This window comes from Micromonospora sp. DH13, assembly GCF_020873825.1.
GTDB classification, from domain to species: Bacteria; Actinomycetota; Actinomycetes; order Mycobacteriales; family Micromonosporaceae; genus Micromonospora; species Micromonospora haikouensis.
The window spans coordinates 72645-95478 of record NZ_JAHWGR010000028.1 but is presented as its reverse complement, the minus strand read 5'-3'; the positions used below and the strand labels follow the sequence as shown (position 1 = coordinate 95478).

Below are 22834 nucleotides of genomic sequence, written 5' to 3'. Positions count from 1 at the left end.
AACCCCCTTCCCTCCCGTCCGCCCCACGTTCGCGCCGGTGATCAAGAGAAGAGCGTCAGATTTGATCTCGACGATGGCGCAAACCTCTTGGTCACCAGGGGTGGGCAGAACGTGGGGCCGGGCGATCGCGGGTGGGATCGGGAAGTTGACAGTTGCGGTGGGGGGCCCGATCACCGCCTACCATCGAGCGACCGGTTTCACTGTTCGTTGTGCGGCACGACGGGGTGTTCCTTTCCGGCGAGGCGGCGGGACCGACGATTTCGCGGATTCTTCGGCGGCTTCGGGGCGGGGGGACATGACCGAGGAGAGGGTGCCCGAGCAGGGCCGGCGGGCGTACGCCGAATTCCACCGGCTGGTGGAGCTGATCGAGTCGATGGTGCTGCGGCCCGCGCGGCGCGGCTGGCGGCTGCCGCTGCTGTGCCTGGTGTCCCGGCCCGGCACGCCGTCGCCGCTGGCCATGCTGGCGCACGTGTTCGCCGCAGAGGAGCGGCGGGTGCCGCACGTCCGCCTCGATGCCACCGGCCGGGACGTGCGCGCGTTGCTGCACGAGGCGTACACGGGGCTGGTCGCCGGGAACTTCGGCGGCGCGGACCGGCTGGCGTTCCGCCACTACGCGCTGGCCGACGGGCTCATGCAGGTGGACCTGACCGGCGTGGCGACCAACCGGCGACGCCAGGAGCTGATCCGGCAACTGCGCGAGCGGATCTCGCAGCGGGCGGCCTCGGACGGGCAGCAGGCCCCGCCGGACCCGGGCGGTTGGCTCGGGGTGCTGCTGTGGTTCACCCTGCGGGTCCTGCCCCGCCTGATGTTCTGGCTGCTGACCAAGGGCTGGCTGTTCGGGGCGGGTCGCCGGTTCCGCTGGTTCCTGCGCCAGCAGTATCTCGCCCCCGAGCTCGCGGCCGGCGACTTCGTCGCGTTCGCCAGCCGGCTCACCGTCCCGTCCCGCGAGACGGAGGACCAGGAGCAGATCGACCTGCTGCTCGTGCACGCGTTCCTGCAGGACCTGCGCGTGGAGTATCGCCGCCGGCCGTGGCGGCTCAAGCCGTGGCGGCGCACCGCCTGCCCGGTGCTCCTGCTCGACGGCCTCGCCCCGGGCAACGGCGGGTACGCCCTGGTCAGGCTCATCAACGCGGTGCGCGACGAGACGGGCCGCTCGGATCCCCTGCTGGTCATCGCGAACGGCCACGACGTGCCGCCGGACGGGCTGTCGCCCACCGACCCGGCCGTCGCCGGCCAGCTCGTGCCACTGGACGGGGTGGAGGGGGCGTACCGGGCGTGGCGCAGCGGCCTGGCGCGGGCCCGGCGGGCGCGGGAGGACAACGCCTGGTATCTCCAGGTGGAGGTCCCTGCGGCCGACCTCACCCCGTTCCGCAACCGGCTGTCCCGGATCGTGCCGCCCCGCCCGCCGTGGCTGGCCCGGCCGGTCGCCCTCGTCGCGCTCGTCGCGGTCGTGCTGACGACCTTCGGCGTGTGGCAGATCCCCGGGCAGGTGCAGCGGTGGCGGGCGGACTGCGAGTGGCCGCCGTCGGCCACGGGTGGGCTGGTGCACACGGCGGTCCGCGACGGCCAGTGCATCGGCTACAGCGACAACGGGCGGCAGCTCTTCAGCCGCGACGCGTCCCTGCTCGCCGTGCAGCGGCAGATCTTCGACCAGAACCGGGAGGTCGAGGCGGCGTGGGCCGTCCGCCGGGACCGGCCCCGGGTCACCCTGGTCTACTTCGGGTCGCTGACCAAGCCCGACGCGCTGCCCGGGGAGGAGACGTTCGCCGGGGAACGGGAGGAGTTGCAGGGCATGGCGGCGGCGCAGCGCCGCGCGTACCTGGAGGCCAACGACGACCGGGCCAACCCGTACCTGCGGATCGTGGTCGCCAACGCGGGCCAGGAGATGCGGTACGCCGGCGACGTGGTGCGGATGCTGGCCGACCTGGCCCGCGACGAGCCGACGGTGCTCGGCGTGGTCGGGCTGGTGGAGAGCCGCAAGGCGGTGCAGGACGCGATCAAGGCGCTGGGCGACCTCAACCTGCCCGTCCTCGCGCCGACCCTGTCGGCCGACCGGATCGCCGACGCCTCCAGCCGCTACCTGCAGATCTCCGCGCCGAACATCGACGAGGCGACCCTCGTGCACGACCACGTCACCGAGGTGCTGAAGAAAAAGCGGATCTTCAACTTCTACACGTACGGCAACGTCGACCCGGACGAGGGCGCGCGCGGCGACCTGTACGTCAACACGCTGCGCGACGGGCTGCGGTCCCGCTTCGGCGGCGACGCCTACCAGGAGACGTACTGGCGGCAGGGGGTCGACCTGACCCCGGTCTGCGCCGACCGCTTCGGCGACGGCGTGGTCTTCTTCGGCGGGCGCTACACCGAGTTCGGCGCGTTCGCCGCCCGGCTGGCCGAGAACTGCAGCGGCCGGGTGCCGCTGCTCATCGGCGACGACTCGGTCAACCGCTACCTGGCGAACACCGCCGCCCGCCGGCCCGCGCCGGACAACCTGCCTTTGGCGTACGTGGTCAAGGGCGAGCTGGCCTACTGCAACCGGGTCATCGGGGCGACCGACATCGAGCGCAAGCTCTTCCTCACCGACGTGCGGACGGTGCTGTCGCTGTGCCAGTCCAACTCGCCCATCGGGGAGCGGGTCGGGCTGGCCTACGACGCGACCCGGCTGCACCTGCGGGCGGTGCGCACCATCGCCGGCAACCTCTCCGCCCCCGCCGGCCGTGAGTGGAACCCCCGGGAGGTCACCCCCACGACGGTGTACGTCACCATCCGCGACGTCGCCGACCCCGCGTACCGGGGGGTGACCGGGCTGATCCGGTTCGACGCCAACGGCATCGCGGTCGGCAAGCGGCTCACGTTGCTCTGCGTGCCCAACATCCGCAAGGCGTTCGACTCGCCGTCGGACGTGCCGAGGGAGATCGACCGGCACCCCATCGACCCGGCGGAGAACAAGCTGTACGGCACCCCGCCACCCGACCGCCGGGCGTGCACCACGCAGGGGTGAGCGTGGCTACCGCCGCGCCCACTGCTCCTTGGTGATCTCGTAGAGCACGCCGCCGTGCTCGGCGCCCTCGATCATCGCCATGTCGTCGGGGACGGGGGTGGTCTCCGTGAGCGTCATGCCGAGCTTCTCCATGATGTTGCGCGAGGCCCGGTTGACGGTCATCGTCTCCGCCCAGACCCTGCGCACGCCGAGTTCCGTGAACGCCTTGCCCAGCAGGGCCCGCGAGCCCTCGGTGGCGTAGCCGTTGCCCCAGGCCGCCCGCCGCAGGCGGTAGCCGAGCTCGACCTCGTCCAGCGGGCCCTGCGGTGCGGGGCGCAGGATGAACCAGCCGACGAACGCGCCGCCGGCCTTCTCGTACGCGGCGAACAGCCCGAGGTTGCCGTTCCACTTCCGGTAGCCGGCGAGGATGTTCGGCAGGTAGCGCTCGCGGACGATCTCCGGCGCGGTCGGTTCGCCGCCGCTGAGGTAGCGCATCACCTGCGGGTCGCTGTCCAGCTCGATCAGCAGGTCCGCGTCGTCGGCGGTGAAGTGGCGCAGCGTCAGGCGCTCGGTGTCCAGATAGGTGTCCACGCGCCGATCGTGCCCGAGTCGCGGCGGGCAGCCCAACGGGTTTTCCCGACGCAGCCCCCTCACCTCCGCCGCCCGGAGACCCGACCGGCTCGCGAGGGGGTCGACGCGGACCGCTACGCGGGGCGTGACGACGAGCCACGCGGGACGGCCGCCGTCGCCCGGGCCGCAGGCCGGAGCCCGGCGAGCTGGACGTAGATCTCGCGCTTGGCGGTGGCCAGGCCGCGCTGGTCGAGGACGTAGCCGGCGAGCCAGATCCAGCCGTGGTAGGTCGACAGGTCGGGCACCGACACGACGCGGAAGGTGACGGCCCGGTCCCCGGCGAACTGCACCGAGGCTCGGCCGTCGACGGTCAGCAGGTCACCGGGGGCCGGGCGCACCGCTACCAGTGACCCCGGTTGGGCCGGGCGTCGTCCGGCGGGACGCACTCCCGGGCGTGCATGACCTGCCAGTCGCGCAGCGCCCGTTTCAGCCGGTCGTTCTCCTGGGTCAGCAGCCGCACGTCCTCGTGCAGCCCGGCCAGCTCGTCGGCCAGCCGGGTCTGGAACTCGCGCACCTGGTCGGCGTCGACGCCCCGCCGACGCGGGTCGAACGCCCAGGTACGCACCTCGTGCGGGGTCAGCCGGTCGGGCCGGCCCGTTCCGTAGAGCCGGCCGCCTCGATACACGTGGGCCACGACGGTCCTTTCCGGGGCAGGGGAGCGGGCGAGGGCCGTGCGATGGGCCGGGGCGGGCGTGCACACCCGCCCCGACCAGGGAGAGAGCCGATCTCGTTGCCACGCGAGGAGCGGCCCGGCACCAACACTAACGGCTTAGCCGTTTAAGTCAACCACTGGCTGTTGTCGTTTCTGGGCGCTTCGTGATCGAATTGGCGAGCCACGCAAGGAGCGCCATGCCTACGACACCCGACTACATCCGTATCGCCGACGACATCGTTGCTGCCGTCAAGGCGCGCAAGCTCAAGCCCGAGGACAAGCTGCCATCGATCGCGCAGATGGCGGCAGACAACAAGGTCGGCACGTCCACCATCCAGATGGTCTACGTGCGACTGGAGGCGCTGCGCGTCATCCGGCGACACCAGGGGAAGGGCATCTTCGTCACCGACCCGAAGACCTGGATGCGGGAGCCTTGACTGCGACACGGGGTAGCGATACCTCAACGGATCGTGTAAATCGTTGGGTGCGATGCGATGCTGGGGTCTGTGCGACGGAGGGAGGCGCAATTGATCGACAAGGTTCAGGATGCGCTTCTGACGCCGTCTGACACCGCCCGCTATCTGGGCATACCCCGCAGCACCATGCACTCGTGGTTGGCGGAGAAGGCAGCCGGAGCGCCCCTGGTGCACACGGTGCCGCCCGTCAAGCGCGGATGGCCCTCGGTGCCGTTCGTCGCCGTGATCGAGGCGTACGTCCTGCGGTCCCTTCGTGAGCTGAAGCTCGGGAAGGACAAGATCAGGGACGCGGCAGCCGAGATTCGCAACGTCTTCGGCAACCCGTACGGCCTGGCGGACCGAAGGATCGCCACGGATGGCATCGACGTGTTCGTCCACTACGTGGACACCGACGAGCTTGCGCGTGCCGGTGACCGGCAGATGCCCATCCGCGAAGTGATCTCGGACTACCTGAACTACATCGTGTGGGAGCCCTCCGACGCGTATCCCGCCCGGCTGCGGCTGCGTCAGTATCCCGACACTGCCCAGGTGGTCATCGATCCGCGATTCGGTTGGGGTGCTCCTGTCGTCGCACGCAACAAGGTCCCGGTCGAGGCGGTTGTGGGGATGTGGCGTGCTGGTGAGTCGTCCGAAACTGTTGCTGACGAGTACGGGCTGACCGTTGACGAGGTCGAAGCCGTCGTTCGAGTCGCTGCCTGAGTTCTTCGTCGATCGTTGCTTGGGTAAGACCACGCCTCGGACGCTGATCGAGGCGGGCTGGCCCCTGCACCTGGTGACCGATGTATTTCCTGCCGATGGCCAGTTCACCGGCGACGACGAGTGGATCGAGTATGGCCTGAAGCAGGGCTGGACGATGCTGACCCAGGACAAGCGCATCCGCAACCAGCTTCCGGTCCTCGACCGTCTGGCTGCCTCGGGGCTTACCATCCACTGCCTGAGCAGCGCCGAGTTGTCGCCGGCAAAGCGTGCCGAGCGCTTCGAGCGCCACCGCGACAGGATCTGGCGATACGGGACTGAGGGGCCACCCGGGTTCTATGTCGTCTACGAGGACTCAGTCGTTCGGCGTTGGCCATAGGTGGCGAACCACCGCCCACCCACGTTGGGCCTGTGAGCGTCTGCGTCGAAGTGGGGCTGGGCCGTGGGCCAAGGCAAGGCCGTCGTGTTCTCCGAGCAGCCGGCCGACTTCGCGACGCGCCCCGCCCGGAGGCCCGATGTGATCGTAGCCGCGCCCGGTTCGCCTCACGTGCAGGGGCGTGCCCCCAGGTAGGTGCTGCCGTCGCCGGTGCCGCCCTCCGGGTCGAGGGCGTAGACGTAAAGCTGGGTGCCCGGTGTGCACCCGGAGAGCGTGAACCGGAACCCGTGCACCCCGCTGATGCCGAAGTAGGCGTTCACGTCCGGCCGGTTGGTCGCGGTCGGGAAGTCGCCCAGGTGGGTTCCCACGCCCGCCGGCCCGCCCCGGTAGACGGCCACCGTCGAGGAGGTCCCCGGCTGGTCCGGGTCGACCGCCCAGCCCTCCACGGTGGAGCCGGTGAGCAGCTCGAAGTTGCCGCGCGGGGGCGTAGTCCAGCGGAACACCCGGGTGTCGCCCGCGTTGAACGGCAGGCTCGCCAGCTGCGAGCAGTTGCGGCACAGCTCGACGTCGCTGGGGTACAGGGCGGTCTCGTACACCCGGGGCATGGCCTGCGGCAGCCGGACGCTCCTCGTGCCGGTGGTGCCGGCGTGCACCATCAGCGTGTTGCCGGCGGCCTCCACGACGTCGCCGGCCGGCGCGAAGTGGTGCACGCCCGCGTCCTCGCTGATCCTGCGCAGCGCGGCCAGGGGCAGCTTGGGCGCGGCGGCGTACACCGACGTCCAGCTTCCGCCCGCGACGGGGATGGACTTGCGGGCCAGGGAGACCCCGCCCGCCTGGTACGTGCCCAGCGTCGTCGCGCCCGCGTCGGTGACGGTGAACCACGGCGTCAGCGGGTACGCCGGCCCGCCGCTCTGCCCGACGAACGAGTAGTTCTGCCCCAGGTTGGGGGTGCCGGTGCCCTTGGCGACCGTGATGCCGGTGAGCGCGGCCATCGAGGCGGTGGAGGCGGCCTGGTCGCCCTGCACGTACCCGGCGGCGTACAGCGACAGCACGGTGCGGCCGGGGGTCTTCAGCCTCGTGTCGATCGCCGAGCGCACCGTCGGGGAGACCGCGTAGGCGTTCGGCAGGACCGCGAGCTTGATCGCGCTCAGGTCGAGGTTGCCCTTGGTCAGGTCGCTGAGCAGGTAGTGCCGCACGGGCGTGCCCAGCCGGGTCAGGTCGTCCACCAGGTTGGAGAGCTGGTCGCTGGCGAAGGCGTACGAGTTCTCCCCGGCGGGGGTCAGGGCGGGCTGGTAGTTGGCCGACACGTCGTCGACGAACACCGCGACCTGGGGCTGGTAGGCGTTCGCCCCGCCGTGCTGGATCTTGTCGGCGGCCCGGAACACCGACTGGAGGTTCGCCCACATGGCCTCCGAGTCGCCGGCGCGCGCCGGGTCGCCGAACCAGCCGACCCCCTGCAGGTCGAGGAAGTGGAGGGCCCGGCCGCCGATCGCGGCGGTGGTCAGGTCGCGGCGCAGCAGGCGGATGCTGTCCCACAGGTTCGTGGCGGTCTGGAACGGGACGGGCTGGCAGTTCGTCGGCGCGCAGGCCAGCAGCGTACGCGTGTCGTCCTCGTCAAGCCACAGCTTGTTGGCCAGCCGCATGGTGTCCGGCGGCCCCTGCTGGACGAAGCCGTTGCCGAGGCTGCGGCTGTCGCCGTACGAGTAGGGCACGCCGATGATGTCCACGGACGGGCTGTCGACCAGCGTCGCCAGGTCGTTGCTCCCGCTCATGCCCAGTTCGGCGCGCAGGCCGTAGAGGTAGCCGTAGAAGACGGCGGTGAGGATGCGGTTGCCGGTGGCCTGCTTGGCCCTGGCCAGCAGGCGGGTGATGGCGGCGACGTTGCGCGACGACAGGTACTGCTGGTATTTGGCGGCCCGCAGCGAGTTGACGTCGGCCGGGTCCAGCACGGTGCCGCGTGCGGCCCCCGAGGCCGGCGGAGACTGGCCGGGGATGGCGTTGTTGCGTTCGGTGGGGGTGGCCGACCGGCAGCCCGGGACCAGGCTCGCCGGCAGGGCGCTCCAGGCGCAGAAGCCGGCCTCGGCGCTGGCGGAGTAGTCGTCCAGGTAGAACGAGTGCCGCCCGCGTGGGCCGGGCCGGGTGCCCGCGTCGTTGGTCCAGGGGTAGAGCTGGCAGACCCGCACGCCGTCCGGGCCGGTGGCGCAGAGGTTCGGGCTGCCCCAGTCCAGCATCTTGTTGGTGGTGTCGTCGTAGCCGTACGGCCGGTAGAACCACTCGCCGCCGTTCTCGTAGGCGATCAGCACCGCCATGACCCGGCCGGGATACTGGGCGTCCATCCGCGTCAGCACCCGGCTGATCTGCTGTTCCTGGTAGGCCAGCCACGCCTCGCTGAACGTCCACGGGTGGCCCGCGCCGTTCGTGTCGTCGCGGACGTTGCCCTGGAGGTCCTTCATCCGCATGGGCTCGGCGCCGGGCGGCGCGTCCTGCAGGTACATGCGGACCATCAGGTACGGCCGGGGGTTGAGCTGGTTGAGCCGCCCGGCCAGCTGGTCGATGAACGCGTCGCTGGTGTTGTTGAGGTGCACCTGGAGCATGGGTGCGACGTTCATCTCCGGCGCGGCCGTGTTCGCCGCGGCCAGTTGGGCCTGGTAGTTGAAGTACGACCAGTTGTTCTGCCCGATCGGGGTGCTCTGCGTGTTGAGTGCCATGAAGAACGGCGTGGTCGTCCGGCAGCCACCGCCCTGGTCGCACAACTGGATCACCTTGCGGCCGTTGCGGTTGACGATCGTCGACTGCGGCCCGGACCAGCCGTCGGCGTGGGCGTACGCGGTGGGCAGGACGGGGGTGAACGGCAGCACGATGAGCGCGGCCAGAACGGCGAGCAGTCGTCTCATGCGTCCTCCCGACGCGGCGTGGGGCGGTGGGGTCAGGTGGGACGGGCGGGGCGCGGCCACGGGACCGGGTCGCGCCCCGCCCGTCGGTCAGTGGGCGGGCGGGTGGGGCGGGCGGCTCAGAGGAGCAGGTAGCCGTGCGACCCCTCGGCGATCTGCCCCTCGCAGTTCGCGTCCGGCGAGTCGAAGTGCTCCCCGTTGCTGCGCACCCGGCACCGGTAGAAGACCTGGCTGGGGGCGGCCGGCGGCGCGTCGTAGGCGTAGCCGATCACCCCGAGGAAGGTCTTCCCCTCGCATCCGGCGGACAGGGAGGTGAACCTGTCGCTGCCCACCTGGCACTGGTAGAGGGCGTGCGTGCCGGCGACGGCGCTGGTGTGCACCTTGCCGAGCGGGCCCTCGGCCTGGTAGCTGCCGCCGGGGTGGGTGGTGGAGCTGACGTGGTCGCCGGCCCCGTAGTACCGGGTGAGCGTGGCGGTGCCGGGGGAGGGCGGCGCGGAGCCGGTGTAGAGCAGGCGGTTCGGCGAGCCCGTGCCCGGGTTGGTGATCTTGCCGGGGGTCGAGGCGTCGAAGAGGGCGCTGGCGACCTGGGCCGGGGTCAGGCCGGGGTTGCCGGCGAGGACCAGCGCGGCGGCTCCCGCGACGTGCGGGGTGGCCATCGAGGTCCCGCTGAGCGTGGCGGTGGCGGTGTCGCTGCCGTTGGACGCCGAGACGATGCCGTCGCCGGGGGCGAAGATGTCGGTGCAGGTGCCCCAGTTCGAGAACGACGCACGGGCGTCGGCCGTGGTGCTGGCGTTGACGGTGATCGCCTCGGCGACCCGGGCGGGGGAGTAGTTGCACGCGTCGAGGTTGCTGTTGCCGGAGGCGATGGCGTAGACGATGCCGTCGGCGATCGAGTTGCGCACGGCGTCCTCGAGGGCGCCCTGCGCGCCGCTGGCGCCGAGGCTCATGTTGGCCACAGCCGGCACGCCGGCGGCGTGGTGACCGGTCACCCAGTCGACGCCGGCGGTGACGCCGGCCAGGGTGCCGCTGCCGCCGCAGTTGAGCACCTTGACCGCGACCAGGGAGACCGCCTTGGCCACGCCGTACTGGGAGCCGCCGATGGTGCCCGCGACGTGGGTGCCGTGGCCGTTGGTGGAGCAGTCCGAGTCGAGGCCGTCGCCGGTGGTGTTGGTGCCCCAGGTGGCCCTGCCGCCGAAGGTGGTGTGGGTGGTCCGGATGCCGGTGTCGATCACGTACGCGCGCACGGTGGACGCCGTCGTCGGGTACGAGTAGCTGCCGTCCAGCGGCAGGTCGCGCTGGTCGATCCGGTCCAGGCCCCACGACGGCGGGCTGGGCTGGGTGTCCAGGGCCCGCACCGCGCGGTTCTGCTGGACGTACGACACGCCGGACTCGGCCGCCAGGCGTCGGGCCGCGCCGCGGCTCATCGTGCCGGCGAAACCGTGCAGCGCGTGCTCGTAGGTGTGTTCCACCCCGACGTCGTACTTCGCGGCCAGCCGTCCGGTCAGGGCGGCGATGTCCGCGCGATTGTCGGCGGCGACCCGGTCGTCGAACACGACGAGGTAACTGCCGTCGATGGCACCCGGATCTCCGGTTCCTCGCACCTGTCCCGCAGCAGTTGCCGGAGATGCGATTCCCATTGCCAGGATGGTTGTCGCTGCCGCGAACGCGGCGAGACCGACCACATTCGGTCGACGCACTCGGGAATGATCCATGGTGGTGCATGATTCAGGACCAATAGCCAGGTGTCAATATTTTAGAATGACTTTGCTGGTCAGGTGTAGGAACCCGGTGCACTGACGATGCCGGCTAGATCCTTTTCGCAGGGCATTGCCGCGTGCAGGGCGATCGGTTATGGTCCATGTCTGCATTGATGGATATTGCTGCCGATCCCGGCGATCCAGGCCACGTAACCGCCATCCTCGTCATAGCTGGAGTAATGCGCGATGGCCGTGAACAATCGTCACCTGCTGCTGATCCACACCAGTCCGTTCCATGGTTGTGAGAACGAGTTCAACCACTGGTACGACCGTGTTCATCTCGCCGAGGTTCTCGCCGTCCCCGGTTTCGTCGGGGCGCAGCGTTTCGTCGCCCCGCAGGCCGCGGGCGAACGCCGGCGGTACGTCGCGATCTACGAGGTCGAAACCGACGACATCGCGGCCACCATGGAGCGGTTCGAGAAGGCCCGACCGACCATGTCGACCACGCCGGCCCTCGACCCGTCCAGCGTCACCATCGAGCTGCTGACCCCAGTGACTCCGCCGGTGACCCCAGGGCAACCGCAGTGACGACGGAGGAGGGACTCATCGAATCGACGACGCCGGTATCCGCAGGGCAGGCCGCCACCGGCAACGGGCTGTCGACCCTGGGCCACGACGGGGACCCGGGGTGGCGGGTCGACGCCTCCCAGGCCGTGAGCTACGAGGTGCGCCTCTGCCGGGGGCTGCTCGACCCGGCCTCCGACCTGATGGTGACCGCCGCGAGCACGGGGGACGGCCCCGGCCGACGCCGCCTGGTCGTGCTGGACTCCCAGGTGGACGTCCTGTTCGGTGAACGCATCAGGGCGTACCTGGAGGCGCACCGGGTGACCTACGAGCTGTGCGTCGTCGAGGCCGACGAGCGCCGCAAGACGATGACGTCGGTGTTTCGCGTGGTGTCGGCCATGGACGCGTTCGGCGTGGCCCGCCGCCGCGAGCCCGTCATCGCGGTGGGCGGGGGAGTGCTCACCGACATCGTCGGGCTCGCCGCCAGCCTCTACCGCCGCTCGACGCCGTACGTGCGGGTGCCGACCACCCTCATCGGCATGGTCGACGCCGGGATCGGCTCGAAGACCGGCGTGAACTTCAGCGACCACAAGAACCGGCTCGGCACGTACCACCCCTCCGCGACCACCCTGATCGACCCGGGTTTCCTGGTCACGCTGCCCGTGCGGCACCTGCGCAACGGGCTCGCCGAGGTGCTCAAGATGGCGCTGATCAAGGACCGCCGCCTGTTCGAGCTCCTCGCCGTCCACGGCGCCCGCATCATCGCCGAGCGGATGCAGCCCGTCGGCAGCGCCGACGGCGGCGCGGCGGCGCTGGCCGTGATCCGCCTCGCGATCGGCGGCATGCTGCAGGAGCTGCAGCCGAACCTCTGGGAACACCAGCTCGAACGGGTCGTCGACTACGGGCACTCGTTCTCGCCGGTGATCGAGATGCGGGCGCTGCCGGAGCTGCTGCACGGCGAGGCCGTCGCCGTGGACATGGCGCTGTCGCTCGTGCTCGCCCACCACCGGGGCCTGCTCTCCGCCGAGGACCTGAGCCGCGCGCGCCTGGTCATGGGCGAACTCGGCCTCCCGACCTGGCACCCGGTCTGCTCCACCGAGCTGCTCACCGAGGCGTTGGCCGACACCGTGCGCCACCGCGACGGCCGGCAGCTCATCCCCCTCACGGCCGGCATCGGCCAGGCCCGCTTCGTCGACGACGTGACCCCCGCGGAGCTGGCCGCGGCCCTGGCCCGCCTGGAACCCAACTGGACGTCGATGGCGGCGGCCCCGTCCGCGCCGACGCAGGGGAGCAACGGATGAACGGCGTACGCGCGGTGCTGCTGGCCGGTGGCCGGGGGGAGCGGATGGGCCCGCTGGGCGTCGGCCGGCTCAAGCCGCTGATCCCGTTCGGCGGGACGAGCCGGCTCATCGACTTCAGCCTGCGCAACGCCTGCGACTCCGGCCTCGACGAGGTGCTGCTGCTGTCGCAGTACGAGGAACGCATGCTGATGGACGACCTGCACCGGGTCTGGAACCGGACGCCGGGGTTCCGCGTCCACTTCGGGCCCTACGACGAGGCGTACCGCAGCGTCCCGCCCGGGACCGTCCCCGGCGCGCTGCCGGAGCGGACCTGGCCCGCCGAGCGGGGCACCGCCGACGCCCTGATCAGCAAGGAACGCTGGGTCTTCGGCGGCGCGCCCCGCGACGTCCTGGTGCTGCACGCCGACCACGTCTACCGCTTCGACTACCGGGACATGCTGCGGGAGCACCGGGCGTCGAAGGCCGCGCTGACGGTCGCGTACCAGCGGATCGAACGCCGCTTCGTGCACCTGTTCGGCATGGTCGAGTTCGACGACGCCGGCCGCCTCACCGCGTTCGTCGAGAAACCCGCCGAGCCCACGAGCGACCTGGTGTTCGCGGCGTTCTGCCTGTTCGACGCCGGGGTCCTGCGCCGCTACCTGGAACACCTCGCCGGCACCGCCTGGCAGCACGACATCAGCCGCGACGTGATCCCTGCCATGTTGGCCGGCGGGGAGCTCATCCGCGGCCACCGGGTGCCCGGCTACTGGGAGGACATCGGCACCGTCGACCGCTACCACCTGGCGCACCGCTCGCTGCTTCGGCAGCCGCCGTCGATCCCCCTCGCCGACCTGCCCGCCACCGTGCGGCCGGAGGTCGCGCGGCGGGTGGTCGACGAAGCGCCGGGGATCCGCCGCTCGCTCGTCCCGGCCGACCTGGTCAACCACGGCGAGATCACGCACAGCGTCGTCTACCCCGGGGCCCGGGTGGGCGCGGGCGCGGTGGTGCACGACAGCGTGCTGCTGCCGGGGGCGGCGGTGGCGGCCGGCGCCCGGATCGACGGGGCGATCGTCCTGGAGGACGGCACCGTCGCGCAGTGCGCCGCTGGAGGCAACGCCGTCGCCGAGGCCCACCGATGACCGACCGGGACGACACGTTCGTCGTCGCCGACATCGGCGGGACGACCCTGCGAATCGGGCACGTGACGGCGGGCGATCCCGTCGTACGGGGGGTGCGCCGCGTCGCGACCGAAGGGTTGGCCCGCCATCCCGGCGCGCCCGTGACCGAACTCCAGCAGCGGGTCCTGGGCCAGCTCACCACGGAACTCGCCGCGTACCTGGTCAGGTCGGAGGCCGCCGGCAGCCGGGCGGTGGGCCTGTCGTTCGCCGGGCCGACCACCGCCGACGGCGTCGCCCTCGCCGCCCCCACCATCTGGGGCGAGGGCGGCGGGTCCGTGGCGCTGAACGCCCACCTCGGCGCGCGGCTCGGGGTCCCGGTGCTGACCGTCAACGACATCACGGCGGCGGCGTGGCGCTACGCCCGCGCCGCAGACGACGCCTTCTGCCTGTTCACCGTCAGCTCGGGCGTCGGCAGCAAGGTCTTCCGCCGGGGCGAGGTGCTGGTCGACGACGCCGGCTTCGGCGGCGAACTCGGCCACTGGCGGGTCGACTGGAGCGGCACCGCGCCGCCGTGCGACTGCGGCGGGCGCGGGCACCTCGGCGGCATCGCCTCCGGACGCGGCATCCTGCGGGCCGTGCGGGTCGCCGCCCGGCAGCGGCCCGGCGAGTTCGGCGTCTCGGGGCTGGCGGCGTCGTCGGCGGGCCGCCCGGAGGGCATCACGAACGAGGCCGTGGCCCTCGCGGTGCGGGGCGGGGACAGCTTCGCCGTCGACGTCCTGCGCGCCGCGCTCCGGCCGCTCGCGCTGGCGGTGGCGAGCGTCTTCTCCTCCATCGGCATCCGCCGGTTCATCTTCATCGGCGGCTTCGCGGTGGCCGTGGGGCAGCCGTTCGTGGACATCCTCGGCGACGAGCTCACCGAGCTGGGCTGTTTCGGCCTGACCCCGACCCAGGTACGCGCGATGCTCACGCTGGGCGCGGCCGACGACGACCACAGCCTGATCGGTGTCGGCCGGATGCTCGCCGCGGCCGGCGCGGATCCCCGACTCGCAGCGGAGGCCGCGCATGCGTACGTTGATCGTCGGTAGCGGGTTCGTCGGCAGGGCGGTGGCCGACCGGCTCGCCCGCGCGGGCGAGCGACCCGTCCTCGCGTCGAGGCGGCCGCCGCCGCACGCGGCGGCGCCGTGGACTCCGCTGAACGTGACGGACCCGGCGTCCTGCGCCCGCGCGCTCGCCGACACCGCCGCCGAGCAGGTCGTGCTGGTCCACGGGCCGTCCGACGTGACCTGGTGCGACCGGCACCCGGCCGAGGCGATGGCCGGCCACGAGACGGCGGCCCGCAACATGCTCGCCGCCGCCGGCGACCGCCGCCTGGTGCTCATCTCGACCGACAACGTCTTCGACGGCAGCCGGCCCGACTGCGCCGAGGCGACGCCGACGGCCCCGCCGAACGCCTACGGCCGGGCCAAGCTCGCCGCGGAACAGGTGTTCGCCGGCCACGCCGCCGCGACCGTGCTGCGGGTCAGCCTCGTCTACGGCTGGGAGCCGGCGGACAGCGCCAAGTGGCTCAACTTCTTCGCGGCCTGCGCGCACCGCCTGCTCGCCGGGGAACCGGTGGCCGTCCCCCACGACCAGTGGACCACCCCGGTGCTGGTCGACGACGTCGCCGCGGTGACCGCCGCCGTGCTGACCGCCCGCGACGTCCCGCTGCTGCACCTCGGCGGACCGGACCGGATCTCGCGCGCCGACTGGGCGCTGCTCATCGCCGCGGAACTCGGCGTCGACCCGGGGCTCGTCGTCGCCGAGCCGCGCGCCGCCGGACGCTACGCGGGACGGCCGGAGAACACCTGCCTGACCAGCACCCTGCTGTCCCGGATACCCGCCACCGCCGGCGTGCCCGTCCGGGGCGTCCGCGAGGCCGCCCGGCTGTTGGTCGCCGACGGCGTGCGGGCGGCGCGGTGAGCGCCGCGAACGGCCCGGTGACCCGCCGGATCACCGGTCGCACCGTCTACCGCAACGCCTGGATGACGGTGCGCGAGGACGCCGTGGAACGCCCCGACGGGTCCCGTGGCGTCTACGGCGTGGTCGACAAGCCGGACTTCGCCCTCGTCGTCCCCGCCGAGCCGGGCGGGTTCCACCTCGTCGAGCAGTACCGCTACCCGGTCGGCGGCCGGTACTGGGAGTTCCCGCAGGGCTCGTGGTCCGAACCGGCCGGCGGGCGCGGCGCCGAGGAACTGGCCGCCGCCGAACTGCGCGAGGAGACCGGCCTGACCGCCGGCACGATGCGCCACCTCGGCCGGGTCCACGTGGCCTACGGCTACGCCAGCCAGGGCTGCCACATCTTCCTCGCCACCGACCTGGTCGCCGGGCCACCCGCGCGGGAGGCCAGCGAGAGCGACCTGGTGCACCGGTTCGTGACCCACGCCGAGCTGCGGCAGCTCGTCGCCGACGGCAGCTTCACCGACGCCGTCTCCCTGGCGGCGCTCACCCTGCTCGACGGGAGATACCGATGACCGGCCCCGGCATACCCGGCGCGCAGCGGGTCGACCACGTGGCGCTCACGGTCGCCGACCTCGACGCGGCCACCGCGTTCGCCGTCGACGTCCTCGGCGGCGAGGTCGTCTACCGCCTGCCGCCGCTGGCCCGCACCGACGACTGGATGAGCGAACACCTCGACGTGCCGCCCCGGGCCACGGCGGAGATCGCCTTGATCCGCCTCGGCCCCACCACCAACCTCGAACTCTTCCAGTACGCCGTGGCCGGGCAGGTCACCGCGCCGCCGCAGCGCCACGACCCCGGCCACCAGCACCTCGGCTTCCTCGTGGCCGACGTCGCCGAGGCCACCGCCGCCGTCGGTCGGCTCAGCGGACTCACCCCGCAGGACCCCGGTTCGGCCGCCGGGGGGCGGTCACCGCTCGCCGGGGCGTGCCGCGCCCGCTTCCGTACGCCGTGGGGGCTGGCGTTCGAGCTGCGGTCGCCGCCGGAGCCCACGCCGCACGGGCCACCCGCCCCGGCGGCCCGGCACCGCCCGGACGGGCCCTGGACCAACCGGGGCGCCCGCCCGCCCGGTCCACCGCCGATCACCGGGCTGCGCGGCGTGGACCACATCGGCTACACCGTCGCCGACCTGGACGAGGCGCTCACCGTGTTCGCCGACGTGCTCGGCGGAGAGCTGCTGCACCGGGGCGTCGAGGCCGACCCCGACGGTCCGGTGGAGGTCGCCGCCCTGCGGATGGGCCCCACCGACAACGTGGAACTGCGGACCTTCGCCCACACCGACCGGGCCGCCCCGCCACCGCGTAACTGCGACGTCGGCGGCCGGCACCTCGCCATCCACGTGCGCGACGTCGACGCCGCCGCGCGCCACCTCGCGGCCCGTCCCGGGTTCACCGTCCTGGGCGCGCCCGAGACCATCGACGACGGGCCGATCGCCGGCGACCGGTGGGTCTACGTGCGCAGCCCGATCGGCCTGCACGTCGAGGTCGTCCGGATGCCCGACGGCGCGCTGCCCTACGAGCGGACCACGGCGGCCCGGCGGGCCCCGGCCGGCGCCCTGAGCTGGACGGACCGGTGACCCGCCCCGCCGGGGTCGACACCGCGCGCCCACGCCGGGGCACCGGCGTCGGGGGCCCGCCGACCGGCCCGACCTTCGGCCACTACCCGGGGAGTTGACGATGTCCCTCGTCCAACCGTCGCATCCGCAGACCCTCGCGTCGGCCGTCGCGGACAGCCTGGTCGTCGCCGCCGACCCACAGGCGCCCGAGTCCAGCATCTTCTACTGGGAACGCGGACGCCCCTACACCCAGGCCGTGGTGGATGCGGTGCGCGACGTCGACGACGCCGAGGTCCGCCGGCTCGCCGAGGCCCTGCTCGCCGACACCCGCAACCCCCAGGCGTACGCCGCCCTGCACCGGGCCCTGACCGCGCTGGCCGCCGCGCCACCGTCGGACACGGTGGCCGCGCTGTTCGCCCACGGCTGGCGGGCCGAGTCCAACTGCCGCCTCGGCAGCCACCTCGGCGCGTTGTACGGCACCCGGCCGGTGCGGCGCTGGGCGTCCTTCGAGGAGCTGCGTGCGCTCCCGCCGGGGCCCCCGCCCGGCGACCCGGCACGGGCCCAGATCCTCGTCGTCGTCCCGTTCCGGGACCGGACGCCCGACCGGACCCGGCTGCGTAACCTGCTCGCCTGCCTCGCCTCGCTGCGCGACCAGTCCGCCCCGCGCGACGAGTACCGGGTCCTCGTCGTCGAGGCCGACACCGAGCCGCGCTCGCAGCAGGTGATCGAGCCGTACGCCGACGACTACCTGTGGGTGCACAAGGACGGCCTGTTCAACAAGTCGTGGGCGGTCAACGTCGGCGTCGTCAACGCCCCCTGCGACCCCGAGGTGGTGTGCATCCTCGACGCGGACGTGCTGGCCGACCGCGACTTCGTCGCCCGCAACGCGCGCAGGTTCAACCGTCCCGGCACCATGGGCCACCTCAGCTACCGCGACATGTGGTGCCTCGACGCCGAGTCCACCGCCCACGCCATCGAGCAGCGGCTGGCCCAGGGCAGCGCCCAGGTCGACCCGGACCGGCTGCGGGCCTTCGTGCTGCGCCGCCCGCCCGGCTGCTGCGTCTGGGTGCGCAGGTCTGCGTTCCTGCGCATCGACGGCATGGACGAACGGTTCGAGGGCTGGGGCGGCGAGGACAACGACTTCAGCTACCGCATGGACACCAACTCGGCGTTCGACTCCTACGACGACCCACTGCTGCACATGTACCACCCGTCGTCGGCGCTGCTGCGCGCCGACGGCGAGCTCATCAACGCCCACATCCCCGCGCTGACCTGGCGGGCCGAGACGCCGATCGGCGACCCGAAGCGCTTCGTCGACGGCGACGCACCCGCTTCCTACACCGGCGAGGTGCGGCTCGCGACCCAGGTCATGACCGGCATCACCGAGTGAGAGGCGAGCAGCACATGACGACCGCGATTCCCACCCTCGACCTGCCGCGCTGGCGGGCGGCGGGCCCGGACGAGCGCGCCCGGACGTCGGCCGAGCTGGACGCCGCGCTCCGGCAGACCGGCATGTTCCTCCTCGCCGGCCACGGCGTGCCGGCCGACCTGACCGCGCGGATGCGCGCCGTCGGCCACGCGTTCATGCGGCTGACCCCGGAGCAGAAGCGCCGGTACGCGGTCAGCCGCCCGTACGACAACGGGTGGCGGGGCCTCGGCGCGCTGCAGGCCAGCGCGGTGGACGGCATGGCCAGCGCCCCCGACCTGCACGAGGCGTACCACATGGGCCCCACCCACCGCACCGGGGACGCGAAGTTCGACTGGCTCTACTACCCGGACAACAAGTGGCCGGCGGAGCTGCCGGAGCTGCGCGAGGTCGCCACCGAGTACACCGGCCACCTCAACCGGCTCGCGCTGGAGGTCCTGGAGGTCCTCGCCGTCACCCTCGGCGTCCCGGCCGACCACTTCACCTCCCGCTCCCAGCGGGCGACGTGGACGCAGAACGTCAACTGGTACCCGCCCCTGACGGCGGTGGGGCGGCTGGAGGAGGGCCAGATGCGGGTCGGGCCGCACGCCGACTTCGGCACCATCACCTTCCTCGACCGGCAACAGGGCGTCGGCGGGCTGGAGGCGTGGAACGCCGAGGACGGCTGGTTCAAGCCCCCGTTCGTGCCCGGCACGCTGGTGGTGAACCTGGGCGACATGATGAACCTCTGGACCGACGGCCGGTGGCGGGCACTGCGCCACCGCGTCCTGGCGCCCCCGGCCAGCGACCCCGACGAGGAACTGGTGTCGCTGGTCTTCTTCTTCGAGGCGGACCCGGACGCCGAGGTGCGCCCGCTGCCCGCGCCCGCCGGCGGCGGCGCGGGCATGGCGCCGGTCATCGCCGGCGAGTCGATCCTGGAGAAGGTGGGGGTCACCCTCACCCTCGCCGACTGACGCGCCACCGACGGCCGGGGGCGGGGCGCGGGCCCCGCCCCGGCCGGATGTCAGCCGGTCGTGGCCGCGACCGGGGCACCGGCCCACACGCAGCGGCCGTCGCGGCAGGTGACCAGCACGGCCACCGGGCCCGCGGTCGCCGGGCCGGTGCCGGCGAACGACCCGTCGTCCTGCCGGGCCAGCGCGATCACCTCGACGGGATCGCCCGGATACACCAGCTCCACCCGGACCGCCTCGGGGTGGGCCCAGCGCACCGCGACCCCGTCCGGGCCGGCGACCGCTGTGCCGGCGCCGCCGTCGTCGCCGGGGGCGGGCGTCGGCGACAGGGCCGCGGGGCCCGACCGCCCACCGGGCCAGGTGCCCGCCACGCACGCGGCGAACACGGCGAGGAACCGGTCGGCGGCCCGGGACCAGGTGAACTCCCGGGCGGTCGCCACGGCCCGCGAGCGGAGCGTGTCCACCAGCGGCGACCCGGCGCGGACCAGCGCCAGCATGCGGGCCAGGCCGTCGTGCACCGCGTCGGTCAGGTCCGGGTCGGCGACCCGGAAGGAGCGGGGCAGGGCGAGGCCCGTCGCCGTCGGCGCGGCCAGGTCGAAGGAGTGCCGGAAGTGGCGCATGCCCCGTTGCGCCGTGGCGACCGGCACGGCGCCGCTGGCCATGGCCTCGCCCATCGCCATCAGGAAGGTGTCCATCTCGAACTTCGCCGGGAACACGCACAGGTCGCTGGAGGCCGCCCAGTCCATCAGCTCCGCGGGCGGCATCGGCCCGGTGCGGATCCGGACCTGCCCGGGGTGGTCGGCGGCCAGCGCGGCGAGGTCGGGGTCCTGCGGCGGGTGCGGGGCCAGGCAGTGCAGCAGCAGGTTGAAGCGCTCGCCCTCGTCCAGCAGCCGCCGCACCCCCCGGAACAGCTCCCGCAGCCCTTTGTGCTCCACCGAGTACCGCCCGTTGTGGTAGACGGTCGGCAGCGCCGGGTCGAGGCCGAGCGCGGTCAGGGTCCGCCGCCGTCGCTCGTCGCCGCGCGCCACGTCCAGCCACTCGTCGCCGATGGCGCACCCGCCGACCGTCAGGCGGTCCGCCCGCGACCACAGCTCGCGGCGGACGGCCAGCTCGGCGAAGAGCTGGGCGAACGGCGTTTCGGCCTGGGTGAGGGCGTGTTCGAGCTGCCCCTCGGAGAGGAAGTCCACCGCGTCCGCCGAGCGGGCCACCAGGGCCAGCGCGCTGATGTAGTCGTGCCCCGGCCGCTGCGGCTGGTCGCGGTAGAGGAGGGTCTGCGGCAGGAACGCCCGCATGGCCCGGTGCAGCGGCGAGTCCAGGGGTGGATCCGCGAGCCCGTCGACGACCGTGGGGTCGGCGCCGAGGTCGCGCAGCAGGGCCCGGGCCTGCGGCGCGTAGACCTTGGTGTTGACCGGCAGGTTCGTCTGCACGGTCGACACGACGGGGAAGCCGTACGCCGACAGCGCCGCGGGCAGCAGGTGGTGCAGGACGGGCTCGTGCAGGTGCACGACGGTCTGCGCGGTTTCCTGGCCGGAGAGGAAGCGGGCGGCGAGGACCTGGAACACCAGCGGCTTCAGGAACGTCGGGTCGGTCCCCTCGGCGCCCGCCGGTGGGTGCAGGGTGTCGGTGTGGCTGTCGAGAATCTCGTTGCTGAGCAGGACCACGTCGATTCCCTCGACGGTCATCTGATAGGCGCGTGCGGATCCGTCCACCGTGACGCCGTCGGGGTGCCCCGGCCATCTGTCGGGGTCGACAGGAATGGTTATCTCGCCGGTGGACCGCCAATCCGTCTCGACGACGTCGTGGTCACGCCGCAGGAGTGGGATCAGCCCGTGCGCCGCGGTCAACGCGGTGACCCGGTGCCCTCGGTCGCGGAACTGCCGGACCAGATTCCACAGGTAGACGGAGGTGCCCGCCTGCACCAGGGAGTCGTCGAATCCGGTGCACTCGAAATGGCATTCGATGATGTGCAAGCGCGGTTCCTTCCAGGTGACATCCGTCCCCGGCGGACAACCGTCAGCGCTCGACCCCCGCTGACGGGACCGGGGCATTGTCCTGCTTTTCGCCGGAGCGGCTCGGTGCACGCATCGCGGTGGCGCCCGCCGCGACGAAAACTGCGAGCACCACGGGAATCCACAACGCCGACGGCAATCCCACCACGGTCGCCGCGGCGCCGATGAGAATAGGCCCGAACAGGAATCCCAGATAGCCGATGCTGACCACGGTCGACAGGGCCCGGCCGGCGCGGCTCGGGTCCTGGTTTCCGGCGGCGGAGTAGACCTGCGGGGCGATGCACGACAGGCCGGCGCCCAGCAGCCCGAACCCGACGACACCGGCGACCGGATGGTGCACCAGCAGGGCCGCGCCGAGGCCGCATGCCGCGAGCGCGCCGCTGAACCGCACCAGGGTGACGGGCCCCAGGGCGCGCACCAGCCGGTCGCCGAAGAGCCGGCCCACCGTCATCATGATCGAGAACGCGGCGAAGCCGTACGCGGCGAAGCCGGGGCTGGTTTCCAGGTTGTCCCGCAGGTAGACGGCGCTCCAGTCGGCCGCCGCGCCCTCGCCGACGAGCGTGCACAGCACCAGCACGCCGAAGAAAACCAGCAGCAGGGACCGGCGGGAGGGCCCCTGCCCGGTGTCCGGTGAGCCAGCGGCGGCCTCCGGGGCGCTCGTCGCGGGCAGCACCCACAGCGCAGCCCAGACGGCCAGCACCAGCACCCCCGCGCCGACGGTGAGGAAGGTGGTGCCGACGCTTGCCCCGCTGCGCGCGAAGAAGCTGCCCACGATCGCCCCGAGGAAACCGCCGATGCTGTAGATGGCGTGGAACGACGACATGATCGGTTTACCCCAGGCCCGCTGGACCTCTAGGGCATTGGCGTTCATCGCGATGTTGAGCGTCCCGTGCGTCGCGCCGAAGAGGAACAGGGCGACGCACAAAACCACCAGGGTGCCGCTGTATCCGGGAAGGACGAGCAGCAGCCCTTCCAGGATCGCCGAGGGGATGAGCACGCGGGTGCTGCCGAAACGGTCGGTGAGTCGACCGAGCAACGCCATGCCGACGATGCAGCCCGCCGCGAAAGCCAGGAGCGCGAAGCTCAACCGGCCGTCACTGAGCCCGAGCTTCTCCTTTACCGCCGGAATCCGCGCGGTCCATACTCCCAGCGCTGTGCCGAACAGCAGGAACGCCAGGGACGTGGCGATTCTTCCGCGACGAATCCGACGGCGGTCGACTGGTGCGTTGTCCACAGGGCCCCCTACCCAAGGCAGGCCCCGACACTACCGTGCCCGCCAGGGATACGCCATGAGGGAGAAAGCGGGGCGTCGTTGGCGTATCCGGGTGACGGGGAATGAACAGGTTGGCGGGAATGGATCGGAGGGCGGGTCGATCCCGGCGTGGGCCAGGACCCGGGCCGGGTCGTGGCCGCCCGCCACGCCGGACGCGCTCGTGGCGCGGCGGCGCGGCCCGTCGCCTTGCTATCCATCGGCGACCATCACTAGATTGGTCGTCGGGCGCCGCCGTGCCGTCGATCGCCGACCGGCCCGACGGCTGA

General features: G+C 72.5%; 20 protein-coding genes. 13 read left to right on the top strand and 7 right to left on the bottom strand.

All coding sequences use genetic code 11. From position 1 onward, the window contains the following. The first annotated feature begins 295 nt into the window (after positions 1-295). Positions 296-3001 carry an ABC transporter substrate-binding protein gene (locus LPA42_RS24140; RefSeq protein ID WP_077937760.1) on the top strand — a complete coding sequence of 902 codons (2706 nt, stop codon included), beginning with the start codon at positions 296-298 and terminating at the stop codon, positions 2999-3001. 6 nt (positions 3002-3007) lie between these two features. Here the strand turns inward: LPA42_RS24140 and LPA42_RS24135 are convergent, their stop codons facing one another. From LPA42_RS24135 to LPA42_RS24125, 3 genes are all read right to left on the bottom strand, one after another. Next, positions 3008-3571, bottom strand: a complete 564-nt coding sequence (locus tag LPA42_RS24135) for a GNAT family N-acetyltransferase (RefSeq protein ID WP_077937761.1) — start codon at positions 3569-3571, stop codon at positions 3008-3010. A gap of 113 nt (positions 3572-3684) precedes the next feature. Further along, positions 3685-3948, bottom strand: a complete 264-nt coding sequence (locus LPA42_RS24130; protein ID WP_077937762.1) for a hypothetical protein — start codon at positions 3946-3948, stop codon at positions 3685-3687. Between the two features lie 2 nt (positions 3949-3950). Continuing rightward, positions 3951-4244 (bottom strand): cell division protein DivIVA, encoded by a 294-nt coding sequence (locus LPA42_RS24125; protein WP_228986882.1) that lies wholly within the window; start codon positions 4242-4244, stop codon positions 3951-3953. Between the two features lie 215 nt (positions 4245-4459). Here LPA42_RS24125 and LPA42_RS24120 point away from each other — a divergent pair, with 215 nt between their 5' ends. The 3 genes from LPA42_RS24120 to LPA42_RS24110 all read left to right on the top strand — a co-directional run bounded on the left by LPA42_RS24120 (position 4460) and on the right by LPA42_RS24110 (position 5813). Continuing rightward, the gene (locus LPA42_RS24120; protein ID WP_077937763.1) at positions 4460-4699 is read left to right on the top strand and encodes a winged helix-turn-helix domain-containing protein; all 240 of its coding nucleotides are present in this window, start codon (positions 4460-4462) and stop codon (positions 4697-4699) included. Positions 4700-4789: 90 nt separating this feature from the next. After that, positions 4790-5437, top strand: coding sequence for a DUF433 domain-containing protein (locus tag LPA42_RS24115; protein WP_077937769.1), 648 nt, complete (start codon positions 4790-4792; stop codon positions 5435-5437). Next, positions 5400-5813: a hypothetical protein gene (locus tag LPA42_RS24110; protein ID WP_077937764.1), complete on the top strand. Its 414-nt coding sequence runs from the start codon at positions 5400-5402 to the stop codon at positions 5811-5813. The genes LPA42_RS24115 and LPA42_RS24110 overlap by 38 nt, the downstream gene beginning before the upstream one ends. A gap of 164 nt (positions 5814-5977) precedes the next feature. On the opposite strand, the gene LPA42_RS24105 is transcribed toward LPA42_RS24110, so the two are convergent. Further along, on the bottom strand, positions 5978-8704 hold the full coding sequence (locus LPA42_RS24105) for a hypothetical protein (RefSeq protein ID WP_077937765.1): 2727 nt from the start codon (positions 8702-8704) through the stop codon (positions 5978-5980). A 116-nt stretch (positions 8705-8820) separates the two neighbouring features. Continuing rightward, complete coding sequence (locus tag LPA42_RS24100) at positions 8821-10302, bottom strand: S8 family peptidase (protein WP_228986881.1); 1482 nt, start codon at positions 10300-10302, stop codon at positions 8821-8823. Positions 10303-10644: 342 nt separating this feature from the next. Here LPA42_RS24100 and LPA42_RS24095 point away from each other — a divergent pair, with 342 nt between their 5' ends. The 9 genes from LPA42_RS24095 to LPA42_RS24055 all read left to right on the top strand — a co-directional run bounded on the left by LPA42_RS24095 (position 10645) and on the right by LPA42_RS24055 (position 19289). Next, positions 10645-10986: a DUF4286 family protein gene (locus tag LPA42_RS24095; RefSeq protein ID WP_077937771.1), complete on the top strand. Its 342-nt coding sequence runs from the start codon at positions 10645-10647 to the stop codon at positions 10984-10986. Next, positions 10983-12263, top strand: a complete 1281-nt coding sequence (locus LPA42_RS24090; protein ID WP_228986880.1) for a sedoheptulose 7-phosphate cyclase — start codon at positions 10983-10985, stop codon at positions 12261-12263. The genes LPA42_RS24095 and LPA42_RS24090 overlap by 4 nt, the downstream gene beginning before the upstream one ends. Next, on the top strand, positions 12260-13381 hold the full coding sequence (locus LPA42_RS24085; RefSeq protein WP_077937772.1) for a sugar phosphate nucleotidyltransferase: 1122 nt from the start codon (positions 12260-12262) through the stop codon (positions 13379-13381). The genes LPA42_RS24090 and LPA42_RS24085 overlap by 4 nt, the downstream gene beginning before the upstream one ends. Next, positions 13378-14445 (top strand): ROK family protein, encoded by a 1068-nt coding sequence (locus LPA42_RS24080; protein ID WP_077937773.1) that lies wholly within the window; start codon positions 13378-13380, stop codon positions 14443-14445. The genes LPA42_RS24085 and LPA42_RS24080 overlap by 4 nt, the downstream gene beginning before the upstream one ends. Continuing rightward, positions 14423-15319: a sugar nucleotide-binding protein gene (locus LPA42_RS24075; protein ID WP_077937779.1), complete on the top strand. Its 897-nt coding sequence runs from the start codon at positions 14423-14425 to the stop codon at positions 15317-15319. Before LPA42_RS24080 ends, LPA42_RS24075 begins: the two co-directional genes overlap by 23 nt. Next, positions 15316-15870 carry an NUDIX hydrolase gene (locus LPA42_RS24070; protein WP_228986879.1) on the top strand — a complete coding sequence of 185 codons (555 nt, stop codon included), beginning with the start codon at positions 15316-15318 and terminating at the stop codon, positions 15868-15870. Before LPA42_RS24075 ends, LPA42_RS24070 begins: the two co-directional genes overlap by 4 nt. Beyond that, complete coding sequence (locus LPA42_RS24065) at positions 15867-16931, top strand: VOC family protein (RefSeq protein ID WP_077937774.1); 1065 nt, start codon at positions 15867-15869, stop codon at positions 16929-16931. Before LPA42_RS24070 ends, LPA42_RS24065 begins: the two co-directional genes overlap by 4 nt. Before the next feature lie 100 nt (positions 16932-17031). Then, positions 17032-18300, top strand: a complete 1269-nt coding sequence (locus LPA42_RS24060; protein WP_077937775.1) for a glycosyltransferase family 2 protein — start codon at positions 17032-17034, stop codon at positions 18298-18300. A gap of 14 nt (positions 18301-18314) precedes the next feature. Next, entirely contained in the window at positions 18315-19289 is a 975-nt protein-coding gene (locus tag LPA42_RS24055; RefSeq protein WP_043963385.1) for an isopenicillin N synthase family oxygenase, read from the top strand. A 50-nt stretch (positions 19290-19339) separates the two neighbouring features. On the opposite strand, the gene LPA42_RS24050 is transcribed toward LPA42_RS24055, so the two are convergent. Together LPA42_RS24050 and LPA42_RS24045 are read right to left on the bottom strand one after the other, a co-directional pair. Further along, positions 19340-21256, bottom strand: a complete 1917-nt coding sequence (locus tag LPA42_RS24050; RefSeq protein WP_077937776.1) for a glycosyltransferase — start codon at positions 21254-21256, stop codon at positions 19340-19342. 43 nt (positions 21257-21299) lie between these two features. Next, the gene (locus LPA42_RS24045; protein ID WP_077937777.1) at positions 21300-22529 is read right to left on the bottom strand and encodes an MFS transporter; all 1230 of its coding nucleotides are present in this window, start codon (positions 22527-22529) and stop codon (positions 21300-21302) included. Positions 22530-22834 lie beyond the last annotated feature (305 nt).

What these genes read in the sequence shown, in the direction of transcription:
- LPA42_RS24140 (WP_077937760.1), top strand. Translation starts at nt 296, where the DNA reads ATGACCGAGGAGAGGGTGCCCGAGCAGGGCCGGCGGGCGTACGCCGAA.
- LPA42_RS24065 (WP_077937774.1), top strand. Translation starts at nt 15,867, where the DNA reads ATGACCGGCCCCGGCATACCCGGCGCGCAGCGGGTCGACCACGTGGCG.
- LPA42_RS24120 (WP_077937763.1), top strand. Translation starts at nt 4,460, where the DNA reads ATGCCTACGACACCCGACTACATCCGTATCGCCGACGACATCGTTGCT.
- LPA42_RS24080 (WP_077937773.1), top strand. Translation starts at nt 13,378, where the DNA reads ATGACCGACCGGGACGACACGTTCGTCGTCGCCGACATCGGCGGGACG.
- LPA42_RS24105 (WP_077937765.1), bottom strand. Translation starts at nt 8,704, where the DNA reads ATGAGACGACTGCTCGCCGTTCTGGCCGCGCTCATCGTGCTGCCGTTC.
- LPA42_RS24085 (WP_077937772.1), top strand. Translation starts at nt 12,260, where the DNA reads ATGAACGGCGTACGCGCGGTGCTGCTGGCCGGTGGCCGGGGGGAGCGG.
- LPA42_RS24055 (WP_043963385.1), top strand. Translation starts at nt 18,315, where the DNA reads ATGACGACCGCGATTCCCACCCTCGACCTGCCGCGCTGGCGGGCGGCG.
- LPA42_RS24095 (WP_077937771.1), top strand. Translation starts at nt 10,645, where the DNA reads ATGGCCGTGAACAATCGTCACCTGCTGCTGATCCACACCAGTCCGTTC.
- LPA42_RS24075 (WP_077937779.1), top strand. Translation starts at nt 14,423, where the DNA reads ATGCGTACGTTGATCGTCGGTAGCGGGTTCGTCGGCAGGGCGGTGGCC.
- LPA42_RS24060 (WP_077937775.1), top strand. Translation starts at nt 17,032, where the DNA reads ATGTCCCTCGTCCAACCGTCGCATCCGCAGACCCTCGCGTCGGCCGTC.